Origin of the sequence: Flavobacterium sp., from assembly GCF_035299245.1 — a bacterium.
Classification (GTDB): Bacteria; Bacteroidota; Bacteroidia; order Flavobacteriales; family Flavobacteriaceae; genus Flavobacterium.
Genome location: NZ_DATGWY010000004.1, coordinates 163029 through 188425, shown reverse-complemented (window position 1 = coordinate 188425; position 25397 = coordinate 163029). Strand labels below are relative to the sequence as shown.

Sequence of the window (25397 nt, the reverse complement as noted above, 5' to 3'; positions counted from 1 at the left end):
TGTATGTATTCGGTTGTCAGTAATCAGTTTTTGAAATTGATTTTGTCATTGCTATTGAAATTGAATCATGAAAAACAAACTCGATATATTCAAAAAAGCGCAAGATCTTTTGGACGAACCCGAAGTTCAAGCGCTTTTGGATTATTGTGAACAATTGGAAGATGAAATTGTAGAGTACAAATTTGAAAAAGAAAACAACAAGCAATTAATCATGCTTGATATGTTGAAAGAAGTAATCAAAGGTTGCAACGCCATCGAAAAAGAACAGATGGAACACGAGCGTTTCGGGTTTGAAGCGCCCAATTACCAAGCTACCATTTCCAATCTGAAAAACTACATTTTAGAGCGTTGCCGCGACGAGCGAATTTACCTATAACTTCACCACTTTTTTAGTCACTTTACCAAAATCACCTTCAAACTGAACGAATAAAGTTCCGTTCCATTCGGGTTGTAAATTCAAACTTAAAATACCATTTGCGGAAGTTATTTTTTGCGAAAAAAGAAGTTGCCCAATCGTATTGGTAATCGTTACTGAAATAGCACCTTCTATTTGATCTAAATTGAAATTCACCGTTTCCTTCGTTGGGTTTGGATACGGTTCAGAAATGTGATTCAACGCCCATTCTTCGCTACTTAGAGTTTGAACATTGATGGTCCAAAATCCTTCTGGAGCCACAATTGGCCGATTGAGTTTTTTCCCTGAATTGGCATGACCATTAATATAATATTCAATATCGTTTCCTGAACTCGGAATCGGAATGGTTGCAGTCCAATTATCATTGCTTACAAAACTCATTAGAGTTTCATTAAAATCGGTTGTGCCTTGTTCTCTCCAAAAGACAGTCGCTTCAAAAATTCCGGAACTGTGTTTGATCATCGCATTAACAGAAACATTCGTCCCAGCATTGGCTTCGTCTATCGGTTGATGTACAATCAAAAGTGGATCGGCAACGCCAATAGTATGTGTGATGCAGTGAATGGCGCCCAAACTCGAAATCAAATTTTCGCCCGCATTGTCTACATCAATTCCGACTACTGTATAACCTGGCATTAATTGCTGATACAAAGCAAGCGCTGCGGCATCCACTTCGGGTCGATACGTTGGAACTAAAATGGTTTTATTGATGATGACTGAGTTGCTATACGTTCGATACAATCCGCCAGTATCAGGATAGCTTCCTGAAGTGCTTGGTGGCGCATCAATCCAATACACATCATAAGGTGTTCCGAAATGTGAAGTAAAATTATTCAATACATAATTAATATTGGCCTGAATTTGCGGTCCATCGGCAACACCATTGGGATAACGGCTTACCAAAAGCGTTTCTTCGTCGAGTAATTTCATGTGCATGTCAATGTGGTGAATTTCGTCGTACGGCAAGGTTGGCATTTTGATGTAATTGTCAATTCCCATATAATTGAGCATGATGTTGTCTATTTGCTCTTCGGTTTTGGCTGAAACATTATACGGATTTCCGACTGCATTTTCCTCCAAAATCAATTCCGATGCAAAGGCATTTCCTAAACCATCTGACATATAATTTCCGCCTGTATTGACCAAATCATTGGTTCCAGTATTGGTAATGTATATCGGGATTCCAACATGAGTAGCGTGCGCAGAAGGCATGGCGTTGTCTAACGGTCGTGGTCGGTTGTAAATCCAATCGGTTAGTGCGCGTTGACCAACATCGTCTGAATAAATGGTATTTCCCGCATAATCGCGTATCCAAATGCTATTGGATGGCGCATTTAAAAAAATAACGTTTGTTAAACTCACACCATTAGAAGTAAGATAACTTGAAACACTGGCTTGGTTTTGAGTGGCAATGAGTACTTTGCATTCGTTGACGGCTGCGGCAACAATTTGTCTTAAAATATTTTGAAAACTAGGCTGCCAAGCCAAGACCAAATATTCTACTTCTTCCCATTCGGCTGCAGCTCTCACCGAACCCGAAGGCGGAGGCGTTAATTGAGCGCTTCTGAATTGATAATTGGAGAGTATTCCTTTTTCTTCTTGCGTTAATTTTTTGGGTAAAACGGATGTTTCTTGAGAAAAAATAAAAGAAGAGCAGAATAAAAATAAAGAAAATATAAGTTTAAAGTAAGTTTGTTTCATTATCTAGTGAAATTGATTTACTTACAAATTTATCTTTTTATTCGATACAAAATTGAAGTGATTGTTTTTTTACGATAAAACCGTATTTACTTTAGCAACAACATCTTCTACTTTGATGGTTCGCATGGCATCTTGATAACCTTCTATTTTTTTGTTTCCATAAATGGAAGTAGGCAGTAAAGGGTATTTTTCGCGATCCGAAACCAAACAATTTTCAAGCGGTTGTTGGTAAGGTGCAAAACCAGTATACGGATGCGTTGCGCCCCAAAGAGTGATGGTTGGAATTCCGTACAATGCCGAAAGATGTGCGTTTCCGCTGTCCATCGAAAGCATAACATCGAGATTGGATATCAGTTGAAGTTCTTCTTCGAAAGAAATAACTCCAGCAAAAACAAAACAATTCGTATGATTCTTAATCAATCTTTTTATGGACTCTGTATCTTGTTTTCCTCCAAAAAAAACAATTTGCGTCGATTGATTTTTCGCCAACTCATCAACTACTTTTTCCATCAAATCAAAAGGATAGGTTTTGCTTTCGTAGTGCGCAAAAGGTGCTATTCCGATCCATTTATGGGTTTTCTCGCCTAACATTTTCTGTGCTTTGAACGGAATGGGTTCTTTAGTTAGAAAATTAGGCCGACTCATATCAATTGTATAACCCAATTGCGCAAAGGTTTCCACATGACGTTCAATCATGTGTTTTACGGGTTGAAACACTTTATTTTTTAAACTAGTGAGTGCTTTTTTCTCGGCTCTTCCCTTATCTGTAAAAGCTACTTTTTTTCCGCTTAAAGCGAATAAATTCCGTATGACTTTCGATCGTAAAACATTGTGTAAATCGGCAATTTGATCAATTTTGAGTGTTCTTAAATCGCGGTACAACCGAAACAATCCCAAAAGTCCTTTGTGCTGATGTTGTGTATGAACGGAAAGAAATTGAACATTGGGAATTCGCTCAAAAATGGGTTTAAAAAAAGGTCGTGAAACTACCGTAATTTTAACTTTAGGATACTGTCGAGTTAGTGCTAAAATAACAGGAACCGTCATTGCAACATCGCCCATGGCAGAAAGTCGAATGACGGCTATATGTTTGTTTGTTTTTGACAAAATGTGTCGGTGAATTTATTTTTTGTTTTGATACAAAACTGGGTTCAAATCATCGTCGTTGTACATTTTCATTTGTTTGTACACTTTCATGAATTTGTCGCCATTTTCAATATCGGTTAACAAATCATCAATAGCCGAAGACAAATCGGTTCTTTGTTCTAAAAGAATATTCAACTTGGCCTGACATTTATCTCTATGATCTTGCGAAGCATCGATACGGGTAGCTTCTTCATTCATGTGGTAGATTTTAAGAGCTAAAATCGACAAACGATCAATAGCCCAAGCCGGACTTTCAGAATTGATTTTTGCTGATGGCTTTACTGCAACATGAGCGTATTTTTGCAGAAAATAACTGTCAATGTATTCTACCATATCGGTGCGTTCTTGATTGGATGCATCGATTCTTCTTTTTAAAACTAAAGCTGCAGATGGTTCAATATTGGGATCGCGAATAATATCTTCAAAATGCCATTGAACCGTGTCAATCCAGTTTTTGAAATACAACAAATGTTCGATTTGGTCTTTAGGATATGGATTGTTAATCGGTTGATCAACATTGTCTTGAACATGATAATCCTTAATACTTTGTTCAAATATCGAATAGGCAAATTTAGAAAACATAGAAGTAAAATTTTTTTGCAAAGATAGTTTTTATACTTTTACGTTCCTATTTAATTTTTCAGCCAATGCTCATCCACAACATATCGGAAAACAACAGTGTTTTAAATCATTTTTTGGCCCAAATTCGCGATGTTTCCATTCAAAATGACAGTATGCGTTTTCGCAAAAACATCGAACGAATTGGCGAAATTATGGCGTATGAGTTGAGCAAAACTCTTGAATATAAAGACATTGATGTTCAAACTCCACTCGGAATCAAACACACTACAACCGTTGCTGACAATGTGGTTTTGTGTTCCATTTTGCGTGCCGGCTTAGCACTCCATACGGGTTTTATGAACATCTTTGACAATGCTGAAAACGGATTTGTATCGGCGTACCGTCATCATCCTAACAATGATGATTTTTTTGAAATTTTAGTCGAATACCAAGCGGCGCCATCGTTTGAAAACAAAAATCTTATTTTAATCGATCCGATGTTGGCTACAGGACAATCAATTGTGGCGGTTTTACACAAATTGCATCTGGAACAAAAGCCGAAAGAAATTCACATTGCAGTAGTAATCGCCGCTCCAGAAGGTATTGTGTATTTGGAAGAAAATCTTCCCGATAATTGTCATTTGTGGGTGGCGGCCATTGATGACAAACTCAACGAAAAAAACTACATTGTTCCTGGTTTAGGTGACGCTGGTGATTTGGCTTACGGAAGTAAATTATAATTGCAGGAAGAAGCTCACAAAAACCAATACTATTGTTACTCCCAACACCAATTCTTGGTTGATTTTATTTTTAGAATATTCGATGTTATTGGTTGCCATTACTGATAATGGAAAGAAAGTAAAAATCAATAAATCGTTGCTTTTATCAGTAGATATCAAGAAAATAACTACTCCAATTATAAAAGCGATAATCACTTTTTTGTAGGATGCTTGTAACACTAATGGTCGATTGGTGAGCGCAATCATTTTTGAAAAAACGAAGAATACCGCCACTACTGCATACATTGATAAAGCCAGATTTTCATTGGTGTTTTTGAAATAATCCATTCGTAAATTAACTACAGGCAAATTGGTCAAATTATCGATAAATTGTCTTTCTACAACCAGCGCAATGAACGTATAAATCACTGCCGTAACAAACAAAGACACGAATGGGATCAACCAATTTCTATAATCTCTGGAAACGTGGAAAAAGATGGAGATGTAAACCAAAACAATGTATAAAATAGCCCAAAAGTGAAATAAACTGGCAATAAAAATCCACAAAGAAGCATCAAAAATTTTCTCTTTAGGAGCTTTTAATGTTTGAAGCGAAATGAGTCGACGCATCGCTAACAAAACAAAAAAATTGGAAATAATAAATTTAAAATTCGTAAAAATAGCAGGAAAGAAAAGTAAAAAAAGAGTAAAAAATAATATAGAAAAACTGCTGCTTTTAGTCAGACCGTTCTTTTTTACAATGAAATTAATTATAAAAAGCGAGGCAAAAACCAACACAATAATTCCAATTGAAGTTCCTATGTTTAGTGACGAATTATGCCAAATACCTTGTTTAAATTGAACCAACAAAAAGAAGGCTAAGGTTAGAAAAATAACTATAGTGTAATTAAATGGAGAAGATTTTCTAAAAACGCTTGTAATCATAAGGATATTTTATACTTTTGTGATGTAAATATAACACCTATTTTAAAGATGAAAGCATTTTTTGAAGCAATACAATCGCTTTTTGTTGATTTTTTATTCAAACCTCTTGATTGGTTACGTTCATGGGAATTGTCTTCTTGGTTTGGAGCCAACATTATCAATTGGGCATTAATGATTATTTGTGGTTACTATATAGTTTACTGGTGCAAACAATTGACAATACACCAAAAAAATAACGAAGAAAACCAAGATACTACGGCACATTCGTTCTTAAAATAAGTCGAAACCTATATCTTTTCTATAATACATCTTATCAAAGTGTAGTTGTTCTATATTTTGATAAGATTTTTTTATGGCTTCTTGAAAGTTATCTCCGTAGGAAGTTACGGCAAGTACTCTTCCACCATTAGAAACTACTTTATCATTTTCTAGTTGGGTTCCTGCATGAAACACTATTGAGTCTTTTACAGTATTCAAACCTGTAATTTCAAATCCTTTTTCATAATCTTCTGGATATCCACCTGAAACAACCATTATTGTTGTAGCGCTTCTTGGATCTATTTCAAGCGTAACCTCATCTAATGTTTGATTGGCTACTGCTTCAAATAACTCTACCAAATCCGACTGAATTCTTGGCATCACAACCTCAGTTTCTGGATCACCCATTCTAACATTATATTCAATAACCATTGGTTCGCCCTTGACATTGATGAGTCCGATAAAAACAAAACCTTTGTATTCGATTCCGTCTTTTTGAAGTCCGTTAATGGTTGGTTTTACAATCCGATTTTCAATTTTTTCCATCAAAATTGCATCCGCAAATGGAACTGGTGAAACAGCGCCCATTCCTCCAGTATTTAATCCTGTATCGCCTTCTCCAATTCGTTTGTAATCTTTTGCTGTGGGTAAAATTTTATAATTCTTTCCATCTGTAAGGACAAAACAACTTAACTCAATTCCGTCTAAAAATTCTTCTATGACCACTTTTGAACTCGCTTGTCCAAATTTTGCATGAACCAACATGTTCCGTAATTCGTTCTGAGCTTCTTTCAAGTCATTAATAATCAGAACTCCTTTTCCCGCTGCCAATCCATCTGCTTTTAAAACATAAGGAGGTTGTAATGTTTCCAGAAAACGACATCCTTTTTCAACAGTGTCTGCTGTAAAACTATCGTATGCCGCTGTTGGAATTTGATGTTTAATCAAAAATTCTTTAGCAAATTCTTTACTTCCTTCTAACTGAGCTCCTATTTTTGATGGTCCAATAACCGGAATTGAGCTGATTTCAGAATCATTTTTAAAAAAATCATAAATTCCTAGTACCAATGGGTCTTCTGGACCAACAACTACCATGTTGACCTCTTTATCGAGCACAAAGTTTTTAATAGACTCAAAATCAGTTATTTTTAAAGAAACATTAGTAGTAATCGCAGCCGTTCCGGCATTCCCTGGAGCCACATAAAGTGTTTTGCATTTCGAACTTTGGAGGATTTTCCATGCTAAGGCATGTTCTCTGCCTCCAGAACCAAGTAGTAATATTGTCATTAGTGTTGTGTTTGTTGGCAAAAATAAAATTTTTAAAATCAAAATTATATCATAAAAAAAACTATTTTTTCGGTTTTTTAATTATTTTTGGAATAAATTAAATAAATAAATTATGAAAAAACTTTTACTTTTATTAGCGTTGGTCCCATTTTCTGGACTAAATGCTCAATCATGGATTTCGCAAGCTACTGGTTTTACAGCTGCTTCAAGAGGTCTTGATCAAATTGTTGCTTTGGATGCCAATACTGTTTGGGCTAAAGCTTATGATGGATCAGGAGCAGGAGCTGAAGTTCAAGAGTTTACCTTAACAACTAATGGTGGTACAACTTGGACACCAGGCGTTATCAATGTTGGTGACCCTGCATTAGGAATTAACAACATTTGCCCAATAAATTCAACTACTGCTTGGGTAAGTGCAGTTAATCCAACTGACGGATCTGGTAGTGTTGTATTCAAAACTTCTAACGGAGGAGCTACTTGGGATCAACAAAATCCAAGTGCGTTTACCTCATCGGGATCATTCGTTAATTTTGTACATTTTTTTGATGCAAATAATGGGTTTGCTATGGGAGATCCTGTTGGAGCTCCTTTGGAGTTTGAAATATGGACTACAGCAGATGGTGGTGATTCATGGACACAAGTTCCAGGAGCAAACATTCCGAATCCTGTAAATTCTACTGAATACGGATTAAACGGAGGAAATGTAGTTGTTGGTAATACTGCATGGTTAGTGACTAACAAAGGACGTATATTAAAATCTGTTGATATGGGGTTAACATGGACTGTTTCTCAAGCTCCTTTAACTGATTTTGGTGGAGCTGCACAAAGTGGTAGACTTGCGTTTAGCGATGCAAATAATGGTTGTTTGTTAAAAACAGCTGGTACTACTTATACTTTCTACACAACCTCAAATGGTGGAGCTACATGGTCAACTGGATCAACTTTTACAGGATCACACAGATTATTAAGCTACATTCCTGGTACAACAGTAATTGTTGGTACTTCTCAAGCGGCTCCTGTTGGTTCTTCTTATAGTTTAAACAACGGTTTGGCTTGGACTCCAATTGAGGCAGACATGCAAAGAGGTGTTTCTAGCTTTGTGAATGGATCTACTGGATGGTGTGCTGGTTTCAGTAGCGATGCTACTACTGATGGAATTTTTAAATTTGATGGAACATTAGCCAACCCAACTTTTGAAGCTGATGCTGCAATTGAGGTTTACCCTAATCCTGCAAACAATTTTGTTACTATTTCGTCTCAGTTAGATTCTTATGACTTAAGTGTAACCGATTTAACTGGAAAAACTGTTTTACAACAATCATTATCAGGAATTGAAAATTCTGTTGATGTTTCTTCGCTTTCAAGTGGTGTTTATTTATTCAACATCAATTCTGACAACAAAAAAGAAACGATCAAAGTGATTAAAAACTAATAATTCCAAATAAAATAGTATTTTTAAGGGCTAACAAATGTTGGCCCTTTTTATTTAATAAATGCTTAATCTATTTGATTTATCGCTTCGTTTCAAAGGCTTTCCAATGAAGTTGGCTGAGGCTAATTTTAAGGAAACGCTTTCTATTTCAGAAGAAGATTATCTGCCATGGATTATTAAAAAAAGAACTGCTATTGTTGAATATCATCTGAAAAACAACCTTTCTTATAAGAAATTTGTTGGTGAAAAAAACGGTAGCACTTGGGAAAGCCTTCCTATTATGACTAAAAAAGAGTTTCAAAAACCATTAGTTGAACGGCTTTCTGATGGATTTTCGATTAATTATGTATACGTCAATAAAACTTCGGGTTCAAGTGGAGATCCGTTTATTTTTGCTAAAGATAATTATTGCCATGCGTTGACTTGGTCTAATATAATACATCGTTTTGGATGGTTTGGAATCGATTTTAATTCTTCATTGCAAGCGCGTTTCTATGGAATACCTCTTGATTTTATTGGAAATACAAAAGAGCGAATTAAAGACTTTTTAAGTCATCGGTATCGATTTACTATTTTCGATTTGTCAGACAATGTGCTCGAAAATGTTTTGATTAAATTCCAAAAGAAAAAATTTGATTACATCAACGGTTATACAAGTTCTATTGTTTTATTCGCCAAGTTTCTTCAGAAAAAAAACATCATTTTAAAGACGATTTGTCCCACTCTAAAATGTTGTATAGTTACTTCCGAAATGCTTTTTGAAGATGATAAACAATTACTCGAAAAACAATTTGGTGTTCCTGTTATCAATGAATACGGTGCTTCAGAATTGGATTTAATTGCGTTCCAAAACCCAAATGGAGAATGGCAGGTAAATTCAGAAACGTTGTTTGTTGAAATTTTAGATGATGAAAATAATCCGCTTCCTTACGGTAAAGAAGGTCGAATTGTCATCACATCTCTTTACAACAAAGCCCATCCATTCATTCGATACGATATTGGAGACGTGGGAATTTTAGATGAAAAAAGCACATTCAAAAAACCCCTTCTTAAAAAACTCATTGGTCGAACCAATGATGTGGCTGTTTTACCCAGCGGGAAAAAAGCGCCTGGATTGACTTTTTATTACGTAACCAAAAGCATTATTGAAGACGACGGAAATGTAAAAGAATTTGTAATAAAACAAACCAAAATAGATACTTTTGAAATTGAATATGTTAGTGTAATCGAATTGACCCAAAATCAAATCCAAAGCATAGAGAAAGCAATCACAACGTACCTCGAAAGTGGTTTGCATTTTTCATTCAAACGAAAAGAAAAACTTGAACGATCGAAAAGTGGAAAATTGAAGCAGTTTGTTTCGCTACTCAAATAACACTGAAAACAATTCAGCTAAATATGAAAATTACAATAGTCGCGGGTGCAAGACCCAATTTCATTAAAATCGCTCCCATTATCAAGGCGATTGAAAAAAAACAATCTGAAGGAGCAACAATTTCCTATCGATTGGTTCATACTGGTCAGCATTATGATAAAAATTTAAGCGACACCTTTTTTGAAGAATTGAATATTCCGCATCCTAGTGTGAATTTAGAGGTAAAAAGCGGATCACAATCGGTTCAAACAGCAGCAATAATGGTTGCTTTTGAAGAAGAATTACTTCAAAACCCTTGTGATTTAGTTTTGGTTGTTGGTGATGTAAATTCGACTATGGCATGCGCTATTGTAGCCAAAAAACTGAATATAGAAGTTGTTCATGTAGAGGCTGGAATTCGCTCTGGCGACATGACCATGCCCGAAGAAATTAACCGAATTGTTACTGATAGTATTACCGATTATTTCTTCACAACCTCAACATGGGCAAGTGAAAATTTATTGAAATACGGAGCAAATCCGAAGCAAATTCATTTTGTTGGCAATGTAATGATTGACACGTTATACCAAAATTTAAGCCGGATTTCAGCTCCCGATTTTTGGTCTAAATTTGATTTAGAACCTCAGAATTATATTGTTTTGACCTTGCATCGCCCGTCGAATGTTGACGAAGAACAATCGCTCCTGCAATTATTACTCGGAATTGATGCAATGGTAAATGGCAAAAAAATAATTTTCCCTATTCATCCTAGAACAAAATCCATTCTAGGAACAACGTCGTTAGAATTTAAAAACATCCTTTTTGTAGAACCTCAAGGGTATTTGAATTTTATGTATTTAATAAAAAATAGTTTTGCTGTGATAACTGATAGCGGTGGAATTTCGGAAGAAACAACCGTGTTGGGAATTCCGTGTTTTACTATGAGAACTACTACCGAACGTCCGGAAACGCAAACTATCGGAACCAATACTTTAGTGGGAACTTCAATTGAAAACTTAAAAAAAGTGTATGCTTCTTTCCTTGAAAACGGAACGAAAAAAGGTGGTATTCCCGAACTTTGGGACGGAAAAGCATCGGAAAGAATAATTGATATTTTATTATCTGAATATAAAAAAAATTAGCCGAAAAACTTCTGAAATTCGACTTAAAAGCAATGGAAGACATTCTCATCATATCCAATTATTATCCGCCAGAAAAAGGAGCTGCAGCGAATAGAATCGAACAATTGGCCTTGAAACTAAATGAAAAGAATTACCAAGTAACTGTTCTTTGTCCGCTTGGGAATTATCCGAAAGGGGAATTATTTCCTGAATACAAAGGAAAATTTTCAGTAACCGAAAAGCGAGATAACGTCACCGTAAAACGCCTCTGGATTTACCCAAGTGTAAGCAAAAATATTGCGATTCGGATTGTCTCTGTTCTGTCTTTTTCTATGAGTTTATTTTTCTTTTTACTATTCAGAAAAACACCCAAAAAAGTAATCGTTCAATCTCCTCCTTTACTTTTATCCTTCATCTCTGTTTTTGTACTTTCATTAAAAAAGAAAAAAATTATTTTAAACATTTCTGATTTGTGGCCAATGGCCGCATTGGAATTAAAAGTGTTAAAAGAAAACTCTTTGTCCCACAAATTCTCCATGTTTTTAGAACGTTTCATCTATAAAAAAGCAAGCTTAATTTTAGGTCAATCGAATGAAATTATTGCTCATGTCAATTCGATAATTCCGGGAAAAAAGTGTTATTTGTATCGCAATTTCCCCGATCATAAAGTAGAATCGCTTGAGTTAAAAACTAAAACCGATCAACCTATAAAATTATTTTATGCAGGATTATTGGGAATCGCTCAAGGTGTTTTCGAATTGTGCCAAAAAATAGATTTAAACGAATTAAATATAGAGTTGCATTTGTTTGGTGATGGTGCTGAAAAAAATCAAATTGAAGCGCTCATAGCGTCTCAAAAAGAAAAAAAAATCTACTTTCACGGAATGGTTGAACGAAAAGAACTGCATTCATTATTACAATCGTTTGACATAGCCGTTGTTCCATTAAAAACTCGAATTTACGGTTCGGTTCCTTCTAAAATATTTGAATATGCTTCTTTGGGTTTTCCGATCCTTTATTTTGGTGGTGGCGAAGGTGAAACAATTGTTGAAGAAAACCGTTTAGGTTGGGTTGCTTCGGTCGAAAATTTTTCAGAATTGAATCAATTGCTCAGAACCATTTCTATGATAAAAAAAGAAGATTTTGATGTTCTTAAAAACCAAATTTTTAAGCAATCTCAGGAACTTTTTGATTTGGAAAATCAAATGAAAAATTTGATAAAAGAAGGTGTTTTTTAATAGGCTTTGTCTTCACCTTTAAAAATGTTGATTACGGTTTGGAGAATGATTTTAATGTCCATTACTAACGACCAATTTTCGATGTAAAAAACATCAAACTTGATACGGTTAATCATGTCTTCATCGGTTTCGATTTCTCCTCTAAACCCTTTTACTTGAGCAAGTCCTGTAATTCCGGGTTTAACATAATGTCTAACCATGTATTTTTTTACTTTACTCGCATACGATTTGTTTTGAGACCATAAGTGAGGTCTTGGTCCTACAACCGACATATCACCCAATAAAACATTAAAAAATTGAGGCAATTCATCGATACTCGTTTTTCGCATGAAACGTCCCATTTTAGTAACTCTAGGATCATTTTTAGAGGCTTCTTTTTCGGTTGTTTCATTGACTTGCATGGATCGAAATTTATAACAATAAAATTCGTTTTCATCCAACCCTGGTCTTCCTTGTTTGAAGAAAACTGGACCTTTTGATTCAATTTTTATTAATAATGCAATAACTGGAATTAACCAAGAAAGTAGAAATACAATAATAACTAGCGAAAAAACAACATCAAACCCTCTTTTTATACCCTTAATAAGCGGGTCATGAAGTTGTGTTTTCTGAAGTGATAGTACGGGAAATAATTCGTAATAATCAATTTTTAAATTCTTTGAAAAAATTTCTTTGGTGTCTGGAATGAATTTTATTGTTTTTTTATTTTCATCTGCAAATTCAACCAAGTCTTTTAATTTTTCATTCGAAATTTCGTTCAAAGAGCAATAAATTTCATCTGTTTTGTTGGCTATAACAAATGCTTTTAAGTCTTCTATTTTTCCCTTAACTTCTGCGTTTTGCTTCTTATCTGAAAAATAGCCTTGGAATCGATAACCGTAATCTTGACGGTTGTTGAATACTTCTTTTAGTCGGATGGCTTCAGGAGTATATCCGATGATAACTGCATTTCTAAAATTGTTTTTAGTGGTGATTCGGTATTTCTTTAAATAATAAAACAAAAAATACTTGAATGATACTATTAAAACAAAACTAACAGTCATTGAAATTGCGATGGCTTTTCCGCTAAAAATTACAGTTTTAGCAAATGGGAAGTAGGCAATTACCACCAATAAAAAAATGGAGAACTGCTTGATTATTTTGGTAATAATTTCAACTGGGGTTGTGAAACGAAAGATTTCATAAAACTTTACTAAAAAGCCTATAAAAACCCATGCAAATCCTTGAAATAAAAGGAAATAAGTCATGTTAAGTTTCAGCTCTCTGAAGAAATATGCACTTAATAGGGAAATAACTATTATATCAAAGGCGATACTAATAGGTCTGATGTATTTTGAATATCTTCCTGTTTGTTGTGCAACCATAGACTAATGGATGTATCCTTTAAAATCTTTGTGTTCTTCTTTGAGCAATTCTTCTGAAGAAAGTGATTTGAAATATTCATAAGTTAATTTCATCCCTTCTTCTCTATTGACTTTGGCTTCCCAACCTAATATTTCTTTCGCCTTAGTTGTATCGGGTTGACGTTGTAATGGGTCGTTAATAGGTAAAGGATGATACACTACTTTCTGATTGGTTCCCGTTAGTTTAATGATTTCATCTGCAAAATCCTTGATAGTGATTTCGTCAGGATTACCAATGTTTACAGGATAAACGTAGTCGGAATGCAACAATCTGAAAATTCCTTCAACTTGATCCGTTACATAACAAAAGGAACGCGTTTGGCTTCCATCTCCAAAAATAGTCAAATCTTCGCCTCGTAAAGCTTGACCGATGAATGCAGGAATTACGCGTCCATCGTTCAGTCGCATTCTTGGTCCGTAGGTATTGAAAATCCTAACAATTCTAGTTTCTACACCATGAAAAGTGTGATACGCCATCGTGATGGATTCTTGAAAACGTTTGGCTTCGTCATAAACTCCTCTTGGTCCGATGGTATTCACGTTTCCGTAGTACTCTTCTGTTTGTGGATGAACTAATGGATCACCGTATACTTCAGATGTTGATGCAATAAGAATTCTGGCTTTTTTTACTCGTGCTAAACCCAATAAATTGTGAGTTCCAAGTGAACCTACTTTTAATGTTTGTATTGGAATTTTTAAATAGTCAATCGGGCTTGCTGGTGACGCAAAATGTAAAATATAATCTAAGTTACCCGGAACGTGAACAAATTTGGTGACATCGTGGTGATAAAACTCGAAGTTCTTTTCTTTGAATAAATGTTCAATGTTTTTTAAATCTCCTGTAATAAGATTGTCCATCCCAATTACAAAATAGCCTTCAGCTAAAAAACGATCACACAAATGAGAACCTAAAAAGCCTGCGGCTCCAGTGATTAATATTCTTTTCATTTTTATTCTTTTATAGCGATCTTTTTTCTGTCTTTGAATTAAACAAACAGAAAAATAGTATAAAAAACACTATACCTCTTTGTCTGGATAAAAAAGATTCTGTCAAAAATAAGCTTATCATTAGAATTGCAAAAGAAAAATGGACAAAATGTTTGGTTTTTATTGCATTTTTGAGATTAACCCATAAAATCAATACCAATAGTACAAATCCTACAACTCCTAATTCTGCGAAAATTTGGATGTATTGGTTATGGAAATTAAATTTATCATACTCATGATACAGGTTATGCTCTATCCTTTTTTGCTTTATTTTTTCGTCTGTAGCGTTCAATCCATAACCGGTTAGAAATCGATTGTCTTCTTGAATTATTTCAGTAAAAATGCGCGCTTGATATACTCGTAATGCTGTTCCTGGAAAATAATCATTGGGTTGAAATTGGTCTTTTGTCCAAGCCTCTTTGATGCTAACATTATATACAAAACCAGTTTGATTGCTAATTTCGTTATTGATTTTACCTGAAGCCTGATTGGATTCTATTTCAATCAAAAATCGATCTTTTATTTTCCCGAAAAAGACAATCCCTAGCACAATTCCTACTCCTAGAATAAGATACATTTTTTTTGCTTTTATTTTCAAAACAAAAACCACATTCACTCCCAACAAGAGAAAGAAAACTATAATTATATTTTTGGAAGAAAGCAATAATAGCACTACAAACAACGATATCAATGCAGTTTTGTCTAAATTGTTTTTTTGTTTTTTATTTAGAAACCAGAAAAACGCGATTGAAATGTAAACTGAAACGTGAATGGCATTTACGTCAAATGTGACCAACTCATGATAAAAGAAAACAGAAGAATCTTTAGTAATCACAAAGCGAATTGTTGCTTTTAAAAGATAAAAAATAGCGTAGCCAAAAAAAGCATACGAATAGTATTTAATTATACTGTTTTTATTTTCTTCCGATGGCGGTGGATTTAAGAAAAAGCAAAGTGGAATTAGCAGAAAAGAAAGTCCTTTTACTAAAGCCGAAGACGTCAGTTTTGAATCTATAGTCCAAGTCAACGACAGAGCCATCAAGGCATATAAAAGTACGAGTAAAAAAAACTCTTTTTGAAAATAAAATTTTTTGTTTTTTAATTGAAAAAGCGAAAATGCAGCGAGCAACATGATTGCTATGCTACTGTATCGATAATGCAGTGGAATAGTAATTATTGCTAATGTCACTAAAACAACAAAAGGATTATTTTTTACCTCTTCTTTTGCCTTTAGTAGTACATTCTTCAAATAATTGTAGGTATTGCCCATTAATTTTATCCCAATTAAATTCGTTTACAATTGCATTGTAATTATTATCAATAAACGATAAGTTATCTTTTTTATTGATAGAAATAAGTAATTCTGCTACTTCTTTTGGGTTTTTAAAAAAATAAGCGTTTTCTTTTAAAACTCCTTTGTTAAAGTCATTGTTATGAGCCGCAATTAAAGCTTTGGAAGCCATTGCTTCTAACAACGATGGGTTGGTTCCTCCAACAGAATGTCCGTGAAAATATAATTTTGAGTAATATCGTAAGTTGTTTAAGTGTTCTAAATTATAAATTCCGCCTAAAAAAAGAATATTTGAATGTGCTTTGAATTTATTTTTCAAATATTCACCGTATTTGGTTTCGTGTTTTCCAATCACTAAAATTGGAGTTGAATCTTTGCTTAAAACAACTCCTTCCAATACCATATCTAAATTGTTTTCAGGTTCAAAACGAGCCATAATCATGTTGTAACTCTCTTTTTCTAGATTATACTGTTTGAGGACGGATTCATCGGGACTATTAAATGGATGCGCACCATAAGCAATGTAAGTAGAATCTTTATCGTAGCGGTCTTTGAGGAATTTTTTTATCCCTATTGAATCCGAAACCAAATAGTCACTGCTTATTGCTGCTAGCCTTTCTGCAAATCGTAAAAATTGTTGAACTGGACGCGAGTATTTGGAACGCTTCCACTCAACTCCATCCATATTGGTAATGATGATTGGTTTCTTGGGCAACAAAAAATACCAGATGGAATTACTTGTATATCCTAATTGAAGAATGATATCAAAATCTCTTTTTCTTGAATCGATGATACAATTGTAATCGTAAATAAACTGACCAAATGTACCGTATTTGTATTCCGGATCGTGCTGATGGATGATATGTACACCGTGGAACGTTTTTTCTTGATACTTATGATTGTGTGAATTATAACAGTAAACCTCGTGTCCTTTTTCGGCTAAATAAACAGAGAAAAATTCGGCAAATTGCTCAAAACCTCCATAATAATTGGGTATTCCACGTGTTCCAAGAATAGCTATTTTCATTAAATTCTTATTAAGAGTCGCAAAAATAGGGATTTTTGGAAAACGTTACATGATAAATTTTTGAATCCTTTTCTTATTTAAGTAGTCTTTACAAATAACTCTTCAAATTGTTTAACGTATCGATCTAAAGAGAATTCTTCTTTTACTCTTTGATGTCCTTTTTGTCCGAATGAATTTCTTAACTCTGGATTTTCTATCAAAGTTGTTAACGCTTTTGAAAAGGCTTCTTCATTATTCGGTTCTATTAAAAACCCTGTTTCGTTATTCTGTATGATTTCTTTCAGACCTCCTAAATCAGATCCAATAACTGGTTTTTGAGCATACATGGCTTCAACGGCTACTAATCCGAACGATTCTGCTTCAGTAGATGGCATAACTGCAATGTCTGTAATGTGCCATATCGCATTTAAATCTTTGGTAAAAGGAAGAATTTTAACTTTATCTTCTAGTTTGTTTTCTACTATTTTTTGTTCTATTTCGCTCAAATAATATTCTTGCCCTAATACAGGAGATCCTACAAAAAGGAGCTTAACATTATCATAATTACTAAAATAGTTAATAAAAGTATTTAACATCCATTTATGTCCTTTCAGTCGACTAATTCTTCCAACTAAAGTAATAACACAATCGTTTTGTTCAAATCCTATTTCTGATTTCGATAGTAAGGAATTCGAGTTAGTGTTGAATTCTATGCCATTAAGAATTACAATTGACTTGGATTCTAAATTAGGTTCTCTTATAATCAAATTGTTTCTGGTTGCAGATGAATTGCACACTACAACATCGGCATACTTTCTTAGTAGTTTGGGGAATATTTTCGCGATTATTTTGGGATGTACTATTATTTCATGAACATGCCAAATGTGTTTGATTTTGGCCTTTCTAGAATAAAATGCTCCTAATAGCACTGCCAATGTGTTTGAATATATGATGTCGAAATGATATTCGTCGTTTAGCTTTTTTATGGTTTTTAATGATGTACTCAATTGTTTGAAAAACAACACTATGTTTTTGGGGGTAAAAATGTTCCTGTACAATTTTAAAACAGGAGCAATAACCACCTTTACACCTATTTTCTCTAATTCATCTTTAAGAGGTCCGTTTAAAGGTAAAATTACAACTGATGTGTATTTTTTCTTATCTAACTGCTGTAGTAATAGTAATAACGTTTTATCCGAACCATATAAATCAGATGATTGATGAATAAAAAGAATGCTTATCATGATTCGGGGGTTTTTAGAATTTCATTTTTATAAGCAAACAAAAAACCTATCAATAATGATTTTGTATCTATTTGGTTATACAATCCAAGAAAGACCCAATTGGATAAAATTAAAAACACTCCAGTTCCAACGAAGATATAATGTATGTTTTTTAGAATTGGATTACTGGATCGCTCTTTTCTAAAAAAGAAAAATATTGATAACAAATAGATGCTTAGACCTAAAAGTCCTGTTTTTAGTAATACGGTCATATAGCCATTATGAAGGATTGAGATGTGTCTTAAGAACATATCGCCCAACATTAATTTCTGTTTGAGGTCGACCTGCGAACCCATTCCTTCACCAAAAAAAAGATTGTCGTTGTAGTTTAGTTGTTGTACCGTTCTAATATTTTCATACGAACGATAATTATCGTTAAAATCTTTCCAGTCAAAGCGGTCAATTCTGGTGCTAAAAGCCTCGGTTGGAATAATTTTTATTTTATACAAAAACTCATCCATTCCTTTACCATTTCTTCTTGGATTGTAATAATAAATAGCTGAATAAGCCATTAGTGTTGCTATAACTATACCCAAAACTACTTTTAATGACTTTACGTTCAAAACTAAAAACCCTTTTAATGCTGCTACTAATACAATGAACTGTATGAAATTTGTTCTTGCTAAGTAGAAAAAACTTGAAACAGCCAAAATGAGAATAAAAAGGCGGGTTTTATTGGTTGAAAATCCAAGATTTAGTTGTTTACTGAAAATCAATATGACCAATGTGTACACTTCAAAATCGTTAAAATAACCCGCATGCTCTCTTATTTCCCGAACATTTTTGGCTCCTTCAACAACAATACCATAAAAAACTAAGAAAAGGTGATAACAAGCTATCGACAATCCAGCATAAACAATAAATTGAAATGGGTTTTTAATGTGTTTGCTAAAAAGCTGATATCCAAGCAGTAGTCCAGTTATAGGTTTTAACAAATAAGTTATATCTCTAATAATAAAATACGTTTTGTATTCGAAGAACCTACCCACAACAATGGCCAATAAAAATAGGATTACAAAGATTGATGTGTACTTTACAAATTCTAAAGAATAGTTTTTTCTGAGTGTCAAAAATATGGCAAAAACCCATGTCACAAATGAGAATTCATAGATGTTAAAGAAAGGAACTATAACGCAAATTATAAATAGAAGCTGGTTGAAATTAGCTCTGTTGATTACTAGATTCATCAGTGTATGGTTTTTATAATTTTTGCTGGAATTCCTCCTATAACTGAATTGGGTGGATAGATACCATTGACAACCGCACCTGCTGCAACAACAGAATTATCCCCTACTTGACATCCATCTAAAAAAGTAACTTTTGCTCCAACCCAAATATTGTTTCCAATTTTTATTGATTTTGAAGTTACTCCTTGTTCCCGTATTAGTTTTGACGGATCATCAAAATTGTGGTTTTCGGAGTGAAAACTAACATATGACCCCATTATTACATCGTTTCCTATTTCAATTCCTCCTGACGCTCCAAATTCTGTAAACTGACCCACGGCTGAATTGTTCCCCATTTTCAGTCCTTTTCCATATTTTGACATGTGGCTTGTAGAACTAAGCGAAGAATAGGCTCCAATTTTTACTCCATCTCCAAGAGTAATTTTATCTTCAGAATATCCGTCAAGAATACAGTTTTTATCAATAGTAACATTCTTACCAAATTGAATGTTTTTTCTGTTGTATAAAATAACGTTTGGCCCGAGAAAAACTTTATTTCCCGTTTTAAAAATGCCACGGGCGAGCATGAAACATCTTCTTATTAAAATAGAAACAATAAGGCCTTGAGGAATTTTGGGGTCTATTTGATAATTCTTCCCTGATTTATTCAATAATTTTTGAAAAATATCCTTTATCATTGGTTTGTCTCTTCTTTGGAGAATAGTTTTTTCCTTATGCAAATTAAGTAAAATAAAATCATTATTCCTTCAATAAACAATAAAGAATAAAACACTCCATATACTTGAAATTGGGGTAAAAGAATAACTATTGCTATAATATTTAATAGTACAGCAATAGAGGTAAGGTTAACATAAAATTGATTAAAGTTCCACGCTAAAACTAATTGTTTCAGTGGAATTGAAATGGCGAATAAAACAGGATAGAACACGGCCAATTGCAACAAGTTACTTAGAGCATATCGGTTGGTTGGATTAAAATAAGAAACTATGTCATACGAAAAATTATAAAAAACAACCATTGAAACCAATACAAAAATAAAATTTGCACCATTAAAAAGCTTCCAATTGTAAATTCCTTTTTCTTTACTTTTCTCTAATAAATAACACACATTGGGAAAAACATAGTTAAAAAACAGTAAGATATAGGTTTTAAAAATCAAAATGACTTGTTCAACAATTTTATACTGTCCTGCCATTAAATTAGTGCCAAAATAACTGATTAAAATCACCGGAGAATACATCTGAATAGAAACAAATATCTGTGACCCAAACATTTTAAAATCCCTTCTTAAAAACTGAAAGATGTCTTTTTTATGAATCGAAGAAAACGAGAATTTGTATTTTTTTATAATCAGAAAGAAAAATAATCCATTAGAAATAATCATTCCTATTCCCCAAAACAAATTAATCAAAACATAATCTTGTTCTTCTTTGATGAATAAAAAAATCAATAAAAGGTAAATTGATTTAGAGATAATGTTAGAAAATGTAATCCATTTTACATTTTCTACTCCTTGTAAAAACCAAGTTGGATTTAAAAACTGCCCAATTAAAAGAGTTAGTCCTAACAGGAACATTTTCTTTTCTGCGCTAAAAAAGGGAATTGTCTGAAAAAGGATCAAACAAACAAACAATACGCCTGACAAGAGTATTGTTTTTGCTAAATAATTTGTCGCGAAAATCCTTTGTGTTTGACTGAAATCATCTCTGTTTATTGATATTTCTCTAACGCCTACTAAATCGGAACCATAGTCAATAAAGACCATTAGGAAGAAACAAAGTGCCATTCCTACTGCTGTTTTTCCGAAGTTTTCTTCTCCGCAAATAGAGACAATGTAGGGTATAACGAGTAAAGGAGTAACTAGATTGAACAATTGCCCAAAACCATATAAGGAAAGCTTGTGAAATTGTTTATTTTGAAATATATCTAGTAATTTTTTTATCATAGACAGAGATTAATTTTTTTTAGCTGAAGTTAATTCTTCAAGTTTTTTTCTTAAAACATCTCCGTTTGGGTATAAAGAAGGTCCGTTTTTGTTGGTTGAATCCATTCTTTTTAATATACCTAAATTTTTATCTAAAATTGTGTTTGACTCGTCAACTCTAAGAAGTTTGTAGATTTCTTTCCCTTTTAATTCAACTGTTTTTCCTTTGTAAGCACATTCTAGTTTGTTTAAAACAATATGGTCTTGATGAACATTCGCACCTAAATCTAATCTAAATTGATTGGGAACAACATTGGGCGGGAAATTGATTACAATTGTTTGGTTCTTCTTGTCGCCTTTTACTTTGGTCCAAAAAGAGTTTTTTTCATTGAAATTAATACTTCCGTCAGTTGTGTAGTACGTGTGAATGGAGTCGTTTTTTTTTATTACAACGTCAAGTTTGATGGTAAATTCAGATTCAATCGTGCTATTATTACACGATATGATAAAACTTCCTAAAAGAAGCATTATGATAAAAATTGAAGGTAGTTTAATTTTCATTTATTCACTTCTATGTTTATGGGTAGGTATAAAATCAAAAAAGCTATAACTTGATTATAACTCAAATTATAGCTTTTAATTGCACTATCTGTAAATTACTTTTTCTCTGTTGTCAATTTTTTTAACGCGTCAACAAGTTCTTGTCTCGGATAGTAGTAAGGTGTTTGATAATTTTCAGGTGATATAATAAATTTAATTGACCCTTTAGCTGGATCTATTTCTGTTTTAAATTTTTTATCCTCAACAAAATAATTAAAAAAATCAGATCCTTTGATTAAAAGCTCCTTACCGTAGTAAATTAACTTAATATTTTTTAGCTCTATTAACTCTTGTTCTTTGTTTAGTCCAAAATCGATACGAATATCTGTTGGTATGATTTCTTCGGATAATTCAAAAATTATTTTTTCATCTACATTTCCGCCTTTAACTCCTCGCCAAATAGCTTTATCTCCACTAAAACTTATAGTGTTATCTTCAGTATAATACAATGCAAAATCATCTTTTTTAGAGGCTACAATATCTAATTCGGCACTAAAATTTTCTTTTACAATTGGTTCATTCGCTTGAGCATCTGATTTTTTTTCATCTTTACAAGACGATAAAAAAGTTAATAAAATTAGGGCAGAAATTAAAATTTTATTTTTCATTTTATTTTTCATTTTGTTTTTGCAAAAGTATAAAAAAATTTATTTTTTCTCAATTTTAATTGAGTAGATTACAACATTTCGATCCAGTCCGTTTTTGGACACATCATTATCAAAAATCAGACAAATTTTTGCCCTTCTTTTGTTGTCTGAATTAAAAGGAATTTTTATTGTTTTATTGTTTATATTTTCGCTCAGAAAAACATTCCCTATTTCTTCTTGATTTATTTTAATCTTAATGTGGGCATTTTCATTGTCTATTGGTTTTGAAGGTAAACTATTTGCTAAAAGAGTTAGAATATATTTGCCTTTATCGAGATCAAAAGAAGAAGATGTAACTTCACTATTTTCAAAAATCATTAAATTACCATTTCCATCCAAAAACAAAGGAGTAAAATCATTATTATAAAAATTTATGATCGATGATTGGTTTTCTTTTTTATTATTTTTGATTGGAGCATAACACCTTGCCCATGCATCAAATCGATCTACACGATATACTAATTTGAAATTTTGTTTTAAAAATGCTTCATTGTCGGCAGATAAAGTAAAAGGCTTTGAATTACCATCCATATACCAAAACGTTTCTGTCTTTACAGCATTATTTTTAACAGCGGTTACATAATCTTCTAAGTTCATTTCGGTAACTGTTTGTCCTTGATTATCATTATTTATATAATAACCCAACAACCAGCCTAAACTAGAAACAACTTTGTTGTTATCTGTATTGTTTTTAATAATGAAATTAGTTACACTGTCAAATTGAGACTTTTTAGGTATAGAATAAAAATCTTTTACTAAGAAAATATCTGATGCCAAATAGGTTACTAATGCTAAAACGATAAATTGCTTTAACAGATTGTTTTTTATGAAATCAATACTTACTGCTACAATAAGAATGAAGGCGGGAACAATTGCTATAAAGTATCTGCTTAATGCAATAGAAATTCCAAAATACGACTTTATCAGAATAACAGCTACTTCAAACCAAATCCAACTATTGATTATAATAAAACCTAATAAGTGTTTGTTTTTTTCTTTTTGCTCTTTTTTAGTTATGAGTTGGATTGACTTAAAAACGAACACAAAATAAATTGCTATAAATAAAAATGTAAAAATCAATGAACTTCCTAAAAGTTGATTGAAAATTTGAAACAAATACGTTGGATTGGGTTTGATTATCCAGAAAGAAGTAAATTCTGAAACTCTCAATATGGTTGGAATTACAGGTATAAAAATAAGTATAAAAACAAGTCCAGAAAGAAATATCTTCTTAAATAAATCTACTTTAGATTCTTTTTCGGTAAATAAAACGTACAATAAAATCAAATAAATTGTAGCTACATTTATTAATCCAAAGGGGTGAGCATTGGTTATTAAACCAACTGAAACACCTAAAAGTATCGCGTTTTTATAATTTCTTTCGTTTATGAATGAAATCATATAATAAAATCCTAGTATTACAAAAAAAACAAGCATGGAATAAGTTCTTGCTTCTTGAGAATAATCGATAAGAAACAAGTTGAATGCTAGAAAAACGGAGCTAAATAAACCTACATTTGGGTTGAATAGTTTCTTCCCTAATTTGTTAATAAAAATAACTGATAGCAATCCAAAAAGAACAGAAACTAATCGTGCATTATATACACTATATCCAAATAGTGAATTAAAAACTTTAACAAAAAAGAAATAAAATCGTGGTGTTCCTTCTTGAAACAAAATAATATCGCTTGCTTCTTTAAAGCTCAATTTTGGGCTTATCTCATTCATAGTAAGCAGCTCGTCAAGCCAAATGCTTTGAAAATCAAGATGATATAATCTTAGAAACGAAGCGATTATAACTATTATCGTCAGTGTTTTGTTATTTTTAAACCAGTTCAATAATTTCATATTTTTAGAATAAGTAGCAAAAGTACTTTTTTTTGTTTGATTATTTTTTGAAAAATCAATTGTAAATCCATTAAAATAAGTAATTACAAAATAGAATATTTATTCTACTTTTGCTTTCTTTACAGAATATACTTATATATCCTCAACAATTAATTAATAAAAATAATGGAACAAACCACCAATAGAAAATGTACTGTTTGTTATGAAACAGATACCTTTCTTAGAAATAAAAAAATGTCTTTATATACTTGTAAGAATTGTAACCATACTTTCACAGTTATTCCTAGGGAAGAAGAAGAACCTTATAACGAAGACTATTTTATAGAGGTACATAAAAATTGGTTTAATAATCCTGATTTTAAATTGTTTGAAAGGGTTTATAATTATTCCAAAAAGTTGTTGGCTGATGAAAAAATTAAAATGGTAGATATTGGTTGTGGACAAGGTGCTTTTTTAAAACACATTCTAAATACTTATAAAAATGATTCCTTGGAGTTAAGTGGTATTGATATTATCACGAATAGTTATCCTGGAATTAAATTTGAATCTGGTGACTTTTTAGAAATGGATTTTAATGAAAATTACAATATCATCACAAATTTTATGGTTATCGAACACGTTATTGATCCTCATTTGTTTGTCAATAAAATGGTAAAGTCCTTAACCAAAGATGGTGTTATAGTTATCAATACCATCAACAGCGGTAGTTTGGTTTACAGAGTTGCAACTTTTTTAAATACACTAGGATTCTCATCACCACACGATAGGCTTTTTGATCATCATCATTTACAGCACTATACTAATAAATCATTGGTTAAACTACTGGAAATGGAAGGATTGGACATAGTGAAAGTTGAAAATCATAATTATCCTTTAAAAGCGGTTGATACTCCTGCGAGTAGTCCTTTTATGAAAGCGATGTATAAATTTATGTTAGCAGGTATGTTTATGGTTTCAAAACCTTTAAATTTTGGGATGAATCAAACTCTTTTTTGTGTAAAAAAGAATAAAACAGACTAGTACATTTATTTGTTTCGACAGTAA

General features: G+C 32.7%; 24 protein-coding genes. 8 read left to right on the top strand and 16 right to left on the bottom strand.

Annotated elements, in window-relative coordinates; genetic code table 11:
- Positions 1-67 precede the first annotated feature (67 nt).
- Positions 68-376: a hypothetical protein gene (locus tag VK161_RS02480; RefSeq protein ID WP_324213173.1), complete on the top strand. Its 309-nt coding sequence runs from the start codon at positions 68-70 to the stop codon at positions 374-376.
- Here the strand turns inward: VK161_RS02480 and VK161_RS02475 are convergent.
- The 3 genes from VK161_RS02475 to VK161_RS02465 form a co-directional block, all read right to left on the bottom strand.
- Positions 371-2116 carry an agmatine deiminase family protein gene (locus VK161_RS02475; protein WP_324213172.1) on the bottom strand — a complete coding sequence of 582 codons (1746 nt, stop codon included), beginning with the start codon at positions 2114-2116 and terminating at the stop codon, positions 371-373. The genes VK161_RS02480 and VK161_RS02475 overlap by 6 nt on opposite strands.
- A gap of 69 nt (positions 2117-2185) precedes the next feature.
- Positions 2186-3223 carry a glycosyltransferase family 9 protein gene (locus tag VK161_RS02470; RefSeq protein WP_324213171.1) on the bottom strand — a complete coding sequence of 346 codons (1038 nt, stop codon included), beginning with the start codon at positions 3221-3223 and terminating at the stop codon, positions 2186-2188.
- Positions 3224-3238: 15 nt separating this feature from the next.
- Positions 3239-3844 carry a DUF4254 domain-containing protein gene (locus VK161_RS02465; RefSeq protein ID WP_324213170.1) on the bottom strand — a complete coding sequence of 202 codons (606 nt, stop codon included), beginning with the start codon at positions 3842-3844 and terminating at the stop codon, positions 3239-3241.
- A 65-nt stretch (positions 3845-3909) separates the two neighbouring features.
- Here VK161_RS02465 and upp point away from each other — a divergent pair, with 65 nt between their 5' ends.
- Positions 3910-4563 (top strand): uracil phosphoribosyltransferase, encoded by a 654-nt coding sequence (gene upp / locus VK161_RS02460; RefSeq protein ID WP_324213169.1) that lies wholly within the window; start codon positions 3910-3912, stop codon positions 4561-4563.
- Here upp and VK161_RS02455 read toward each other — a convergent pair.
- Entirely contained in the window at positions 4558-5487 is a 930-nt protein-coding gene (locus tag VK161_RS02455; RefSeq protein ID WP_324213168.1) for a DUF6427 family protein, read from the bottom strand. The genes upp and VK161_RS02455 overlap by 6 nt on opposite strands.
- Positions 5488-5535: 48 nt before the next feature.
- Between VK161_RS02455 and VK161_RS02450 the strand changes: the two genes are divergently transcribed.
- Positions 5536-5766, top strand: coding sequence for a DUF6341 family protein (locus VK161_RS02450; protein WP_324213167.1), 231 nt, complete (start codon positions 5536-5538; stop codon positions 5764-5766).
- Here VK161_RS02450 and purD read toward each other — a convergent pair.
- Entirely contained in the window at positions 5758-7032 is a 1275-nt protein-coding gene (purD, locus tag VK161_RS02445) for a phosphoribosylamine--glycine ligase (protein WP_324213166.1), read from the bottom strand. The two genes, VK161_RS02450 and purD, sit on opposite strands and share 9 nt — an antisense overlap.
- 112 nt (positions 7033-7144) lie before the next feature.
- Between purD and VK161_RS02440 the strand changes: the two genes are divergently transcribed.
- From VK161_RS02440 to VK161_RS02425, 4 genes are all read left to right on the top strand, one after another.
- On the top strand, positions 7145-8464 hold the full coding sequence (locus tag VK161_RS02440) for a T9SS type A sorting domain-containing protein (protein ID WP_324213165.1): 1320 nt from the start codon (positions 7145-7147) through the stop codon (positions 8462-8464).
- 61 nt (positions 8465-8525) lie between these two features.
- Positions 8526-9839, top strand: coding sequence for a phenylacetate--CoA ligase family protein (locus VK161_RS02435; protein ID WP_324213164.1), 1314 nt, complete (start codon positions 8526-8528; stop codon positions 9837-9839).
- Positions 9840-9862: 23 nt separating this feature from the next.
- A complete protein-coding gene (gene wecB / locus VK161_RS02430; protein WP_324213163.1) occupies positions 9863-10960 on the top strand; it encodes a non-hydrolyzing UDP-N-acetylglucosamine 2-epimerase in 1098 nt (365 codons plus the stop codon).
- 32 nt (positions 10961-10992) lie between these two features.
- The gene (locus tag VK161_RS02425) at positions 10993-12177 is read left to right on the top strand and encodes a glycosyltransferase family 4 protein (protein WP_324213162.1); all 1185 of its coding nucleotides are present in this window, start codon (positions 10993-10995) and stop codon (positions 12175-12177) included.
- On the opposite strand, the gene VK161_RS02420 is transcribed toward VK161_RS02425, so the two are convergent.
- From VK161_RS02420 to VK161_RS02370, 11 genes are all read right to left on the bottom strand, one after another.
- Entirely contained in the window at positions 12174-13541 is a 1368-nt protein-coding gene (locus VK161_RS02420; RefSeq protein WP_324213161.1) for an undecaprenyl-phosphate glucose phosphotransferase, read from the bottom strand. The two genes, VK161_RS02425 and VK161_RS02420, sit on opposite strands and share 4 nt — an antisense overlap.
- A gap of 3 nt (positions 13542-13544) precedes the next feature.
- On the bottom strand, positions 13545-14528 hold the full coding sequence (locus VK161_RS02415) for a UDP-glucuronic acid decarboxylase family protein (RefSeq protein WP_324213160.1): 984 nt from the start codon (positions 14526-14528) through the stop codon (positions 13545-13547).
- Between the two features lie 10 nt (positions 14529-14538).
- Positions 14539-15837: an O-antigen ligase family protein gene (locus VK161_RS02410; protein WP_324213159.1), complete on the bottom strand. Its 1299-nt coding sequence runs from the start codon at positions 15835-15837 to the stop codon at positions 14539-14541.
- A complete protein-coding gene (locus VK161_RS02405) occupies positions 15773-16885 on the bottom strand; it encodes a DUF1972 domain-containing protein (protein WP_324213158.1) in 1113 nt (370 codons plus the stop codon). The genes VK161_RS02410 and VK161_RS02405 overlap by 65 nt, the downstream gene beginning before the upstream one ends.
- Positions 16886-16962: 77 nt before the next feature.
- Positions 16963-18108: a glycosyltransferase family 4 protein gene (locus VK161_RS02400; protein ID WP_324213157.1), complete on the bottom strand. Its 1146-nt coding sequence runs from the start codon at positions 18106-18108 to the stop codon at positions 16963-16965.
- Entirely contained in the window at positions 18105-19334 is a 1230-nt protein-coding gene (locus VK161_RS02395) for a hypothetical protein (protein ID WP_324213156.1), read from the bottom strand. Before VK161_RS02395 ends, VK161_RS02400 begins: the two co-directional genes overlap by 4 nt.
- Positions 19334-20011 carry an acyltransferase gene (locus VK161_RS02390; protein WP_324213155.1) on the bottom strand — a complete coding sequence of 226 codons (678 nt, stop codon included), beginning with the start codon at positions 20009-20011 and terminating at the stop codon, positions 19334-19336. Before VK161_RS02390 ends, VK161_RS02395 begins: the two co-directional genes overlap by 1 nt.
- Positions 20008-21279, bottom strand: a complete 1272-nt coding sequence (locus tag VK161_RS02385; protein WP_324213154.1) for an oligosaccharide flippase family protein — start codon at positions 21277-21279, stop codon at positions 20008-20010. Before VK161_RS02385 ends, VK161_RS02390 begins: the two co-directional genes overlap by 4 nt.
- Positions 21280-21288: 9 nt before the next feature.
- Entirely contained in the window at positions 21289-21819 is a 531-nt protein-coding gene (locus VK161_RS02380; protein WP_324213153.1) for a hypothetical protein, read from the bottom strand.
- 95 nt (positions 21820-21914) lie between these two features.
- A complete protein-coding gene (locus VK161_RS02375; RefSeq protein WP_324213152.1) occupies positions 21915-22466 on the bottom strand; it encodes a hypothetical protein in 552 nt (183 codons plus the stop codon).
- A 39-nt stretch (positions 22467-22505) separates the two neighbouring features.
- Positions 22506-24233 carry a glycosyltransferase family 39 protein gene (locus VK161_RS02370; protein WP_324213151.1) on the bottom strand — a complete coding sequence of 576 codons (1728 nt, stop codon included), beginning with the start codon at positions 24231-24233 and terminating at the stop codon, positions 22506-22508.
- 285 nt (positions 24234-24518) lie between these two features.
- Here VK161_RS02370 and VK161_RS02365 point away from each other — a divergent pair, with 285 nt between their 5' ends.
- Positions 24519-25373, top strand: a complete 855-nt coding sequence (locus tag VK161_RS02365) for a class I SAM-dependent methyltransferase (protein WP_324213150.1) — start codon at positions 24519-24521, stop codon at positions 25371-25373.
- The last annotated feature ends 24 nt before the right edge of the window (positions 25374-25397 follow it).

Bases quoted from the DNA above. Each gene is read 5' to 3' on its own strand.
- VK161_RS02480 (WP_324213173.1), top strand. From the start codon at position 68: ATGAAAAACAAACTCGATATATTCAAAAAAGCGCAAGATCTTTTGGAC.
- VK161_RS02475 (WP_324213172.1), bottom strand. From the start codon at position 2,116: ATGAAACAAACTTACTTTAAACTTATATTTTCTTTATTTTTATTCTGC.
- VK161_RS02465 (WP_324213170.1), bottom strand. From the start codon at position 3,844: ATGTTTTCTAAATTTGCCTATTCGATATTTGAACAAAGTATTAAGGAT.
- upp (WP_324213169.1), top strand. From the start codon at position 3,910: ATGCTCATCCACAACATATCGGAAAACAACAGTGTTTTAAATCATTTT.
- VK161_RS02455 (WP_324213168.1), bottom strand. From the start codon at position 5,487: ATGATTACAAGCGTTTTTAGAAAATCTTCTCCATTTAATTACACTATA.
- VK161_RS02450 (WP_324213167.1), top strand. From the start codon at position 5,536: ATGAAAGCATTTTTTGAAGCAATACAATCGCTTTTTGTTGATTTTTTA.
- purD (WP_324213166.1), bottom strand. From the start codon at position 7,032: ATGACAATATTACTACTTGGTTCTGGAGGCAGAGAACATGCCTTAGCA.
- VK161_RS02440 (WP_324213165.1), top strand. From the start codon at position 7,145: ATGAAAAAACTTTTACTTTTATTAGCGTTGGTCCCATTTTCTGGACTA.
- VK161_RS02435 (WP_324213164.1), top strand. From the start codon at position 8,526: ATGCTTAATCTATTTGATTTATCGCTTCGTTTCAAAGGCTTTCCAATG.
- wecB (WP_324213163.1), top strand. From the start codon at position 9,863: ATGAAAATTACAATAGTCGCGGGTGCAAGACCCAATTTCATTAAAATC.
- VK161_RS02425 (WP_324213162.1), top strand. From the start codon at position 10,993: ATGGAAGACATTCTCATCATATCCAATTATTATCCGCCAGAAAAAGGA.
- VK161_RS02420 (WP_324213161.1), bottom strand. From the start codon at position 13,541: ATGGTTGCACAACAAACAGGAAGATATTCAAAATACATCAGACCTATT.
- VK161_RS02415 (WP_324213160.1), bottom strand. From the start codon at position 14,528: ATGAAAAGAATATTAATCACTGGAGCCGCAGGCTTTTTAGGTTCTCAT.
- VK161_RS02410 (WP_324213159.1), bottom strand. From the start codon at position 15,837: ATGGGCAATACCTACAATTATTTGAAGAATGTACTACTAAAGGCAAAA.
- VK161_RS02405 (WP_324213158.1), bottom strand. From the start codon at position 16,885: ATGAAAATAGCTATTCTTGGAACACGTGGAATACCCAATTATTATGGA.
- VK161_RS02400 (WP_324213157.1), bottom strand. From the start codon at position 18,108: ATGATAAGCATTCTTTTTATTCATCAATCATCTGATTTATATGGTTCG.
- VK161_RS02395 (WP_324213156.1), bottom strand. From the start codon at position 19,334: ATGAATCTAGTAATCAACAGAGCTAATTTCAACCAGCTTCTATTTATA.
- VK161_RS02390 (WP_324213155.1), bottom strand. From the start codon at position 20,011: ATGATAAAGGATATTTTTCAAAAATTATTGAATAAATCAGGGAAGAAT.
- VK161_RS02385 (WP_324213154.1), bottom strand. From the start codon at position 21,279: ATGATAAAAAAATTACTAGATATATTTCAAAATAAACAATTTCACAAG.
- VK161_RS02380 (WP_324213153.1), bottom strand. From the start codon at position 21,819: ATGAAAATTAAACTACCTTCAATTTTTATCATAATGCTTCTTTTAGGA.
- VK161_RS02375 (WP_324213152.1), bottom strand. From the start codon at position 22,466: ATGAAAAATAAAATTTTAATTTCTGCCCTAATTTTATTAACTTTTTTA.
- VK161_RS02370 (WP_324213151.1), bottom strand. From the start codon at position 24,233: ATGAATGAGATAAGCCCAAAATTGAGCTTTAAAGAAGCAAGCGATATT.
- VK161_RS02365 (WP_324213150.1), top strand. From the start codon at position 24,519: ATGGAACAAACCACCAATAGAAAATGTACTGTTTGTTATGAAACAGAT.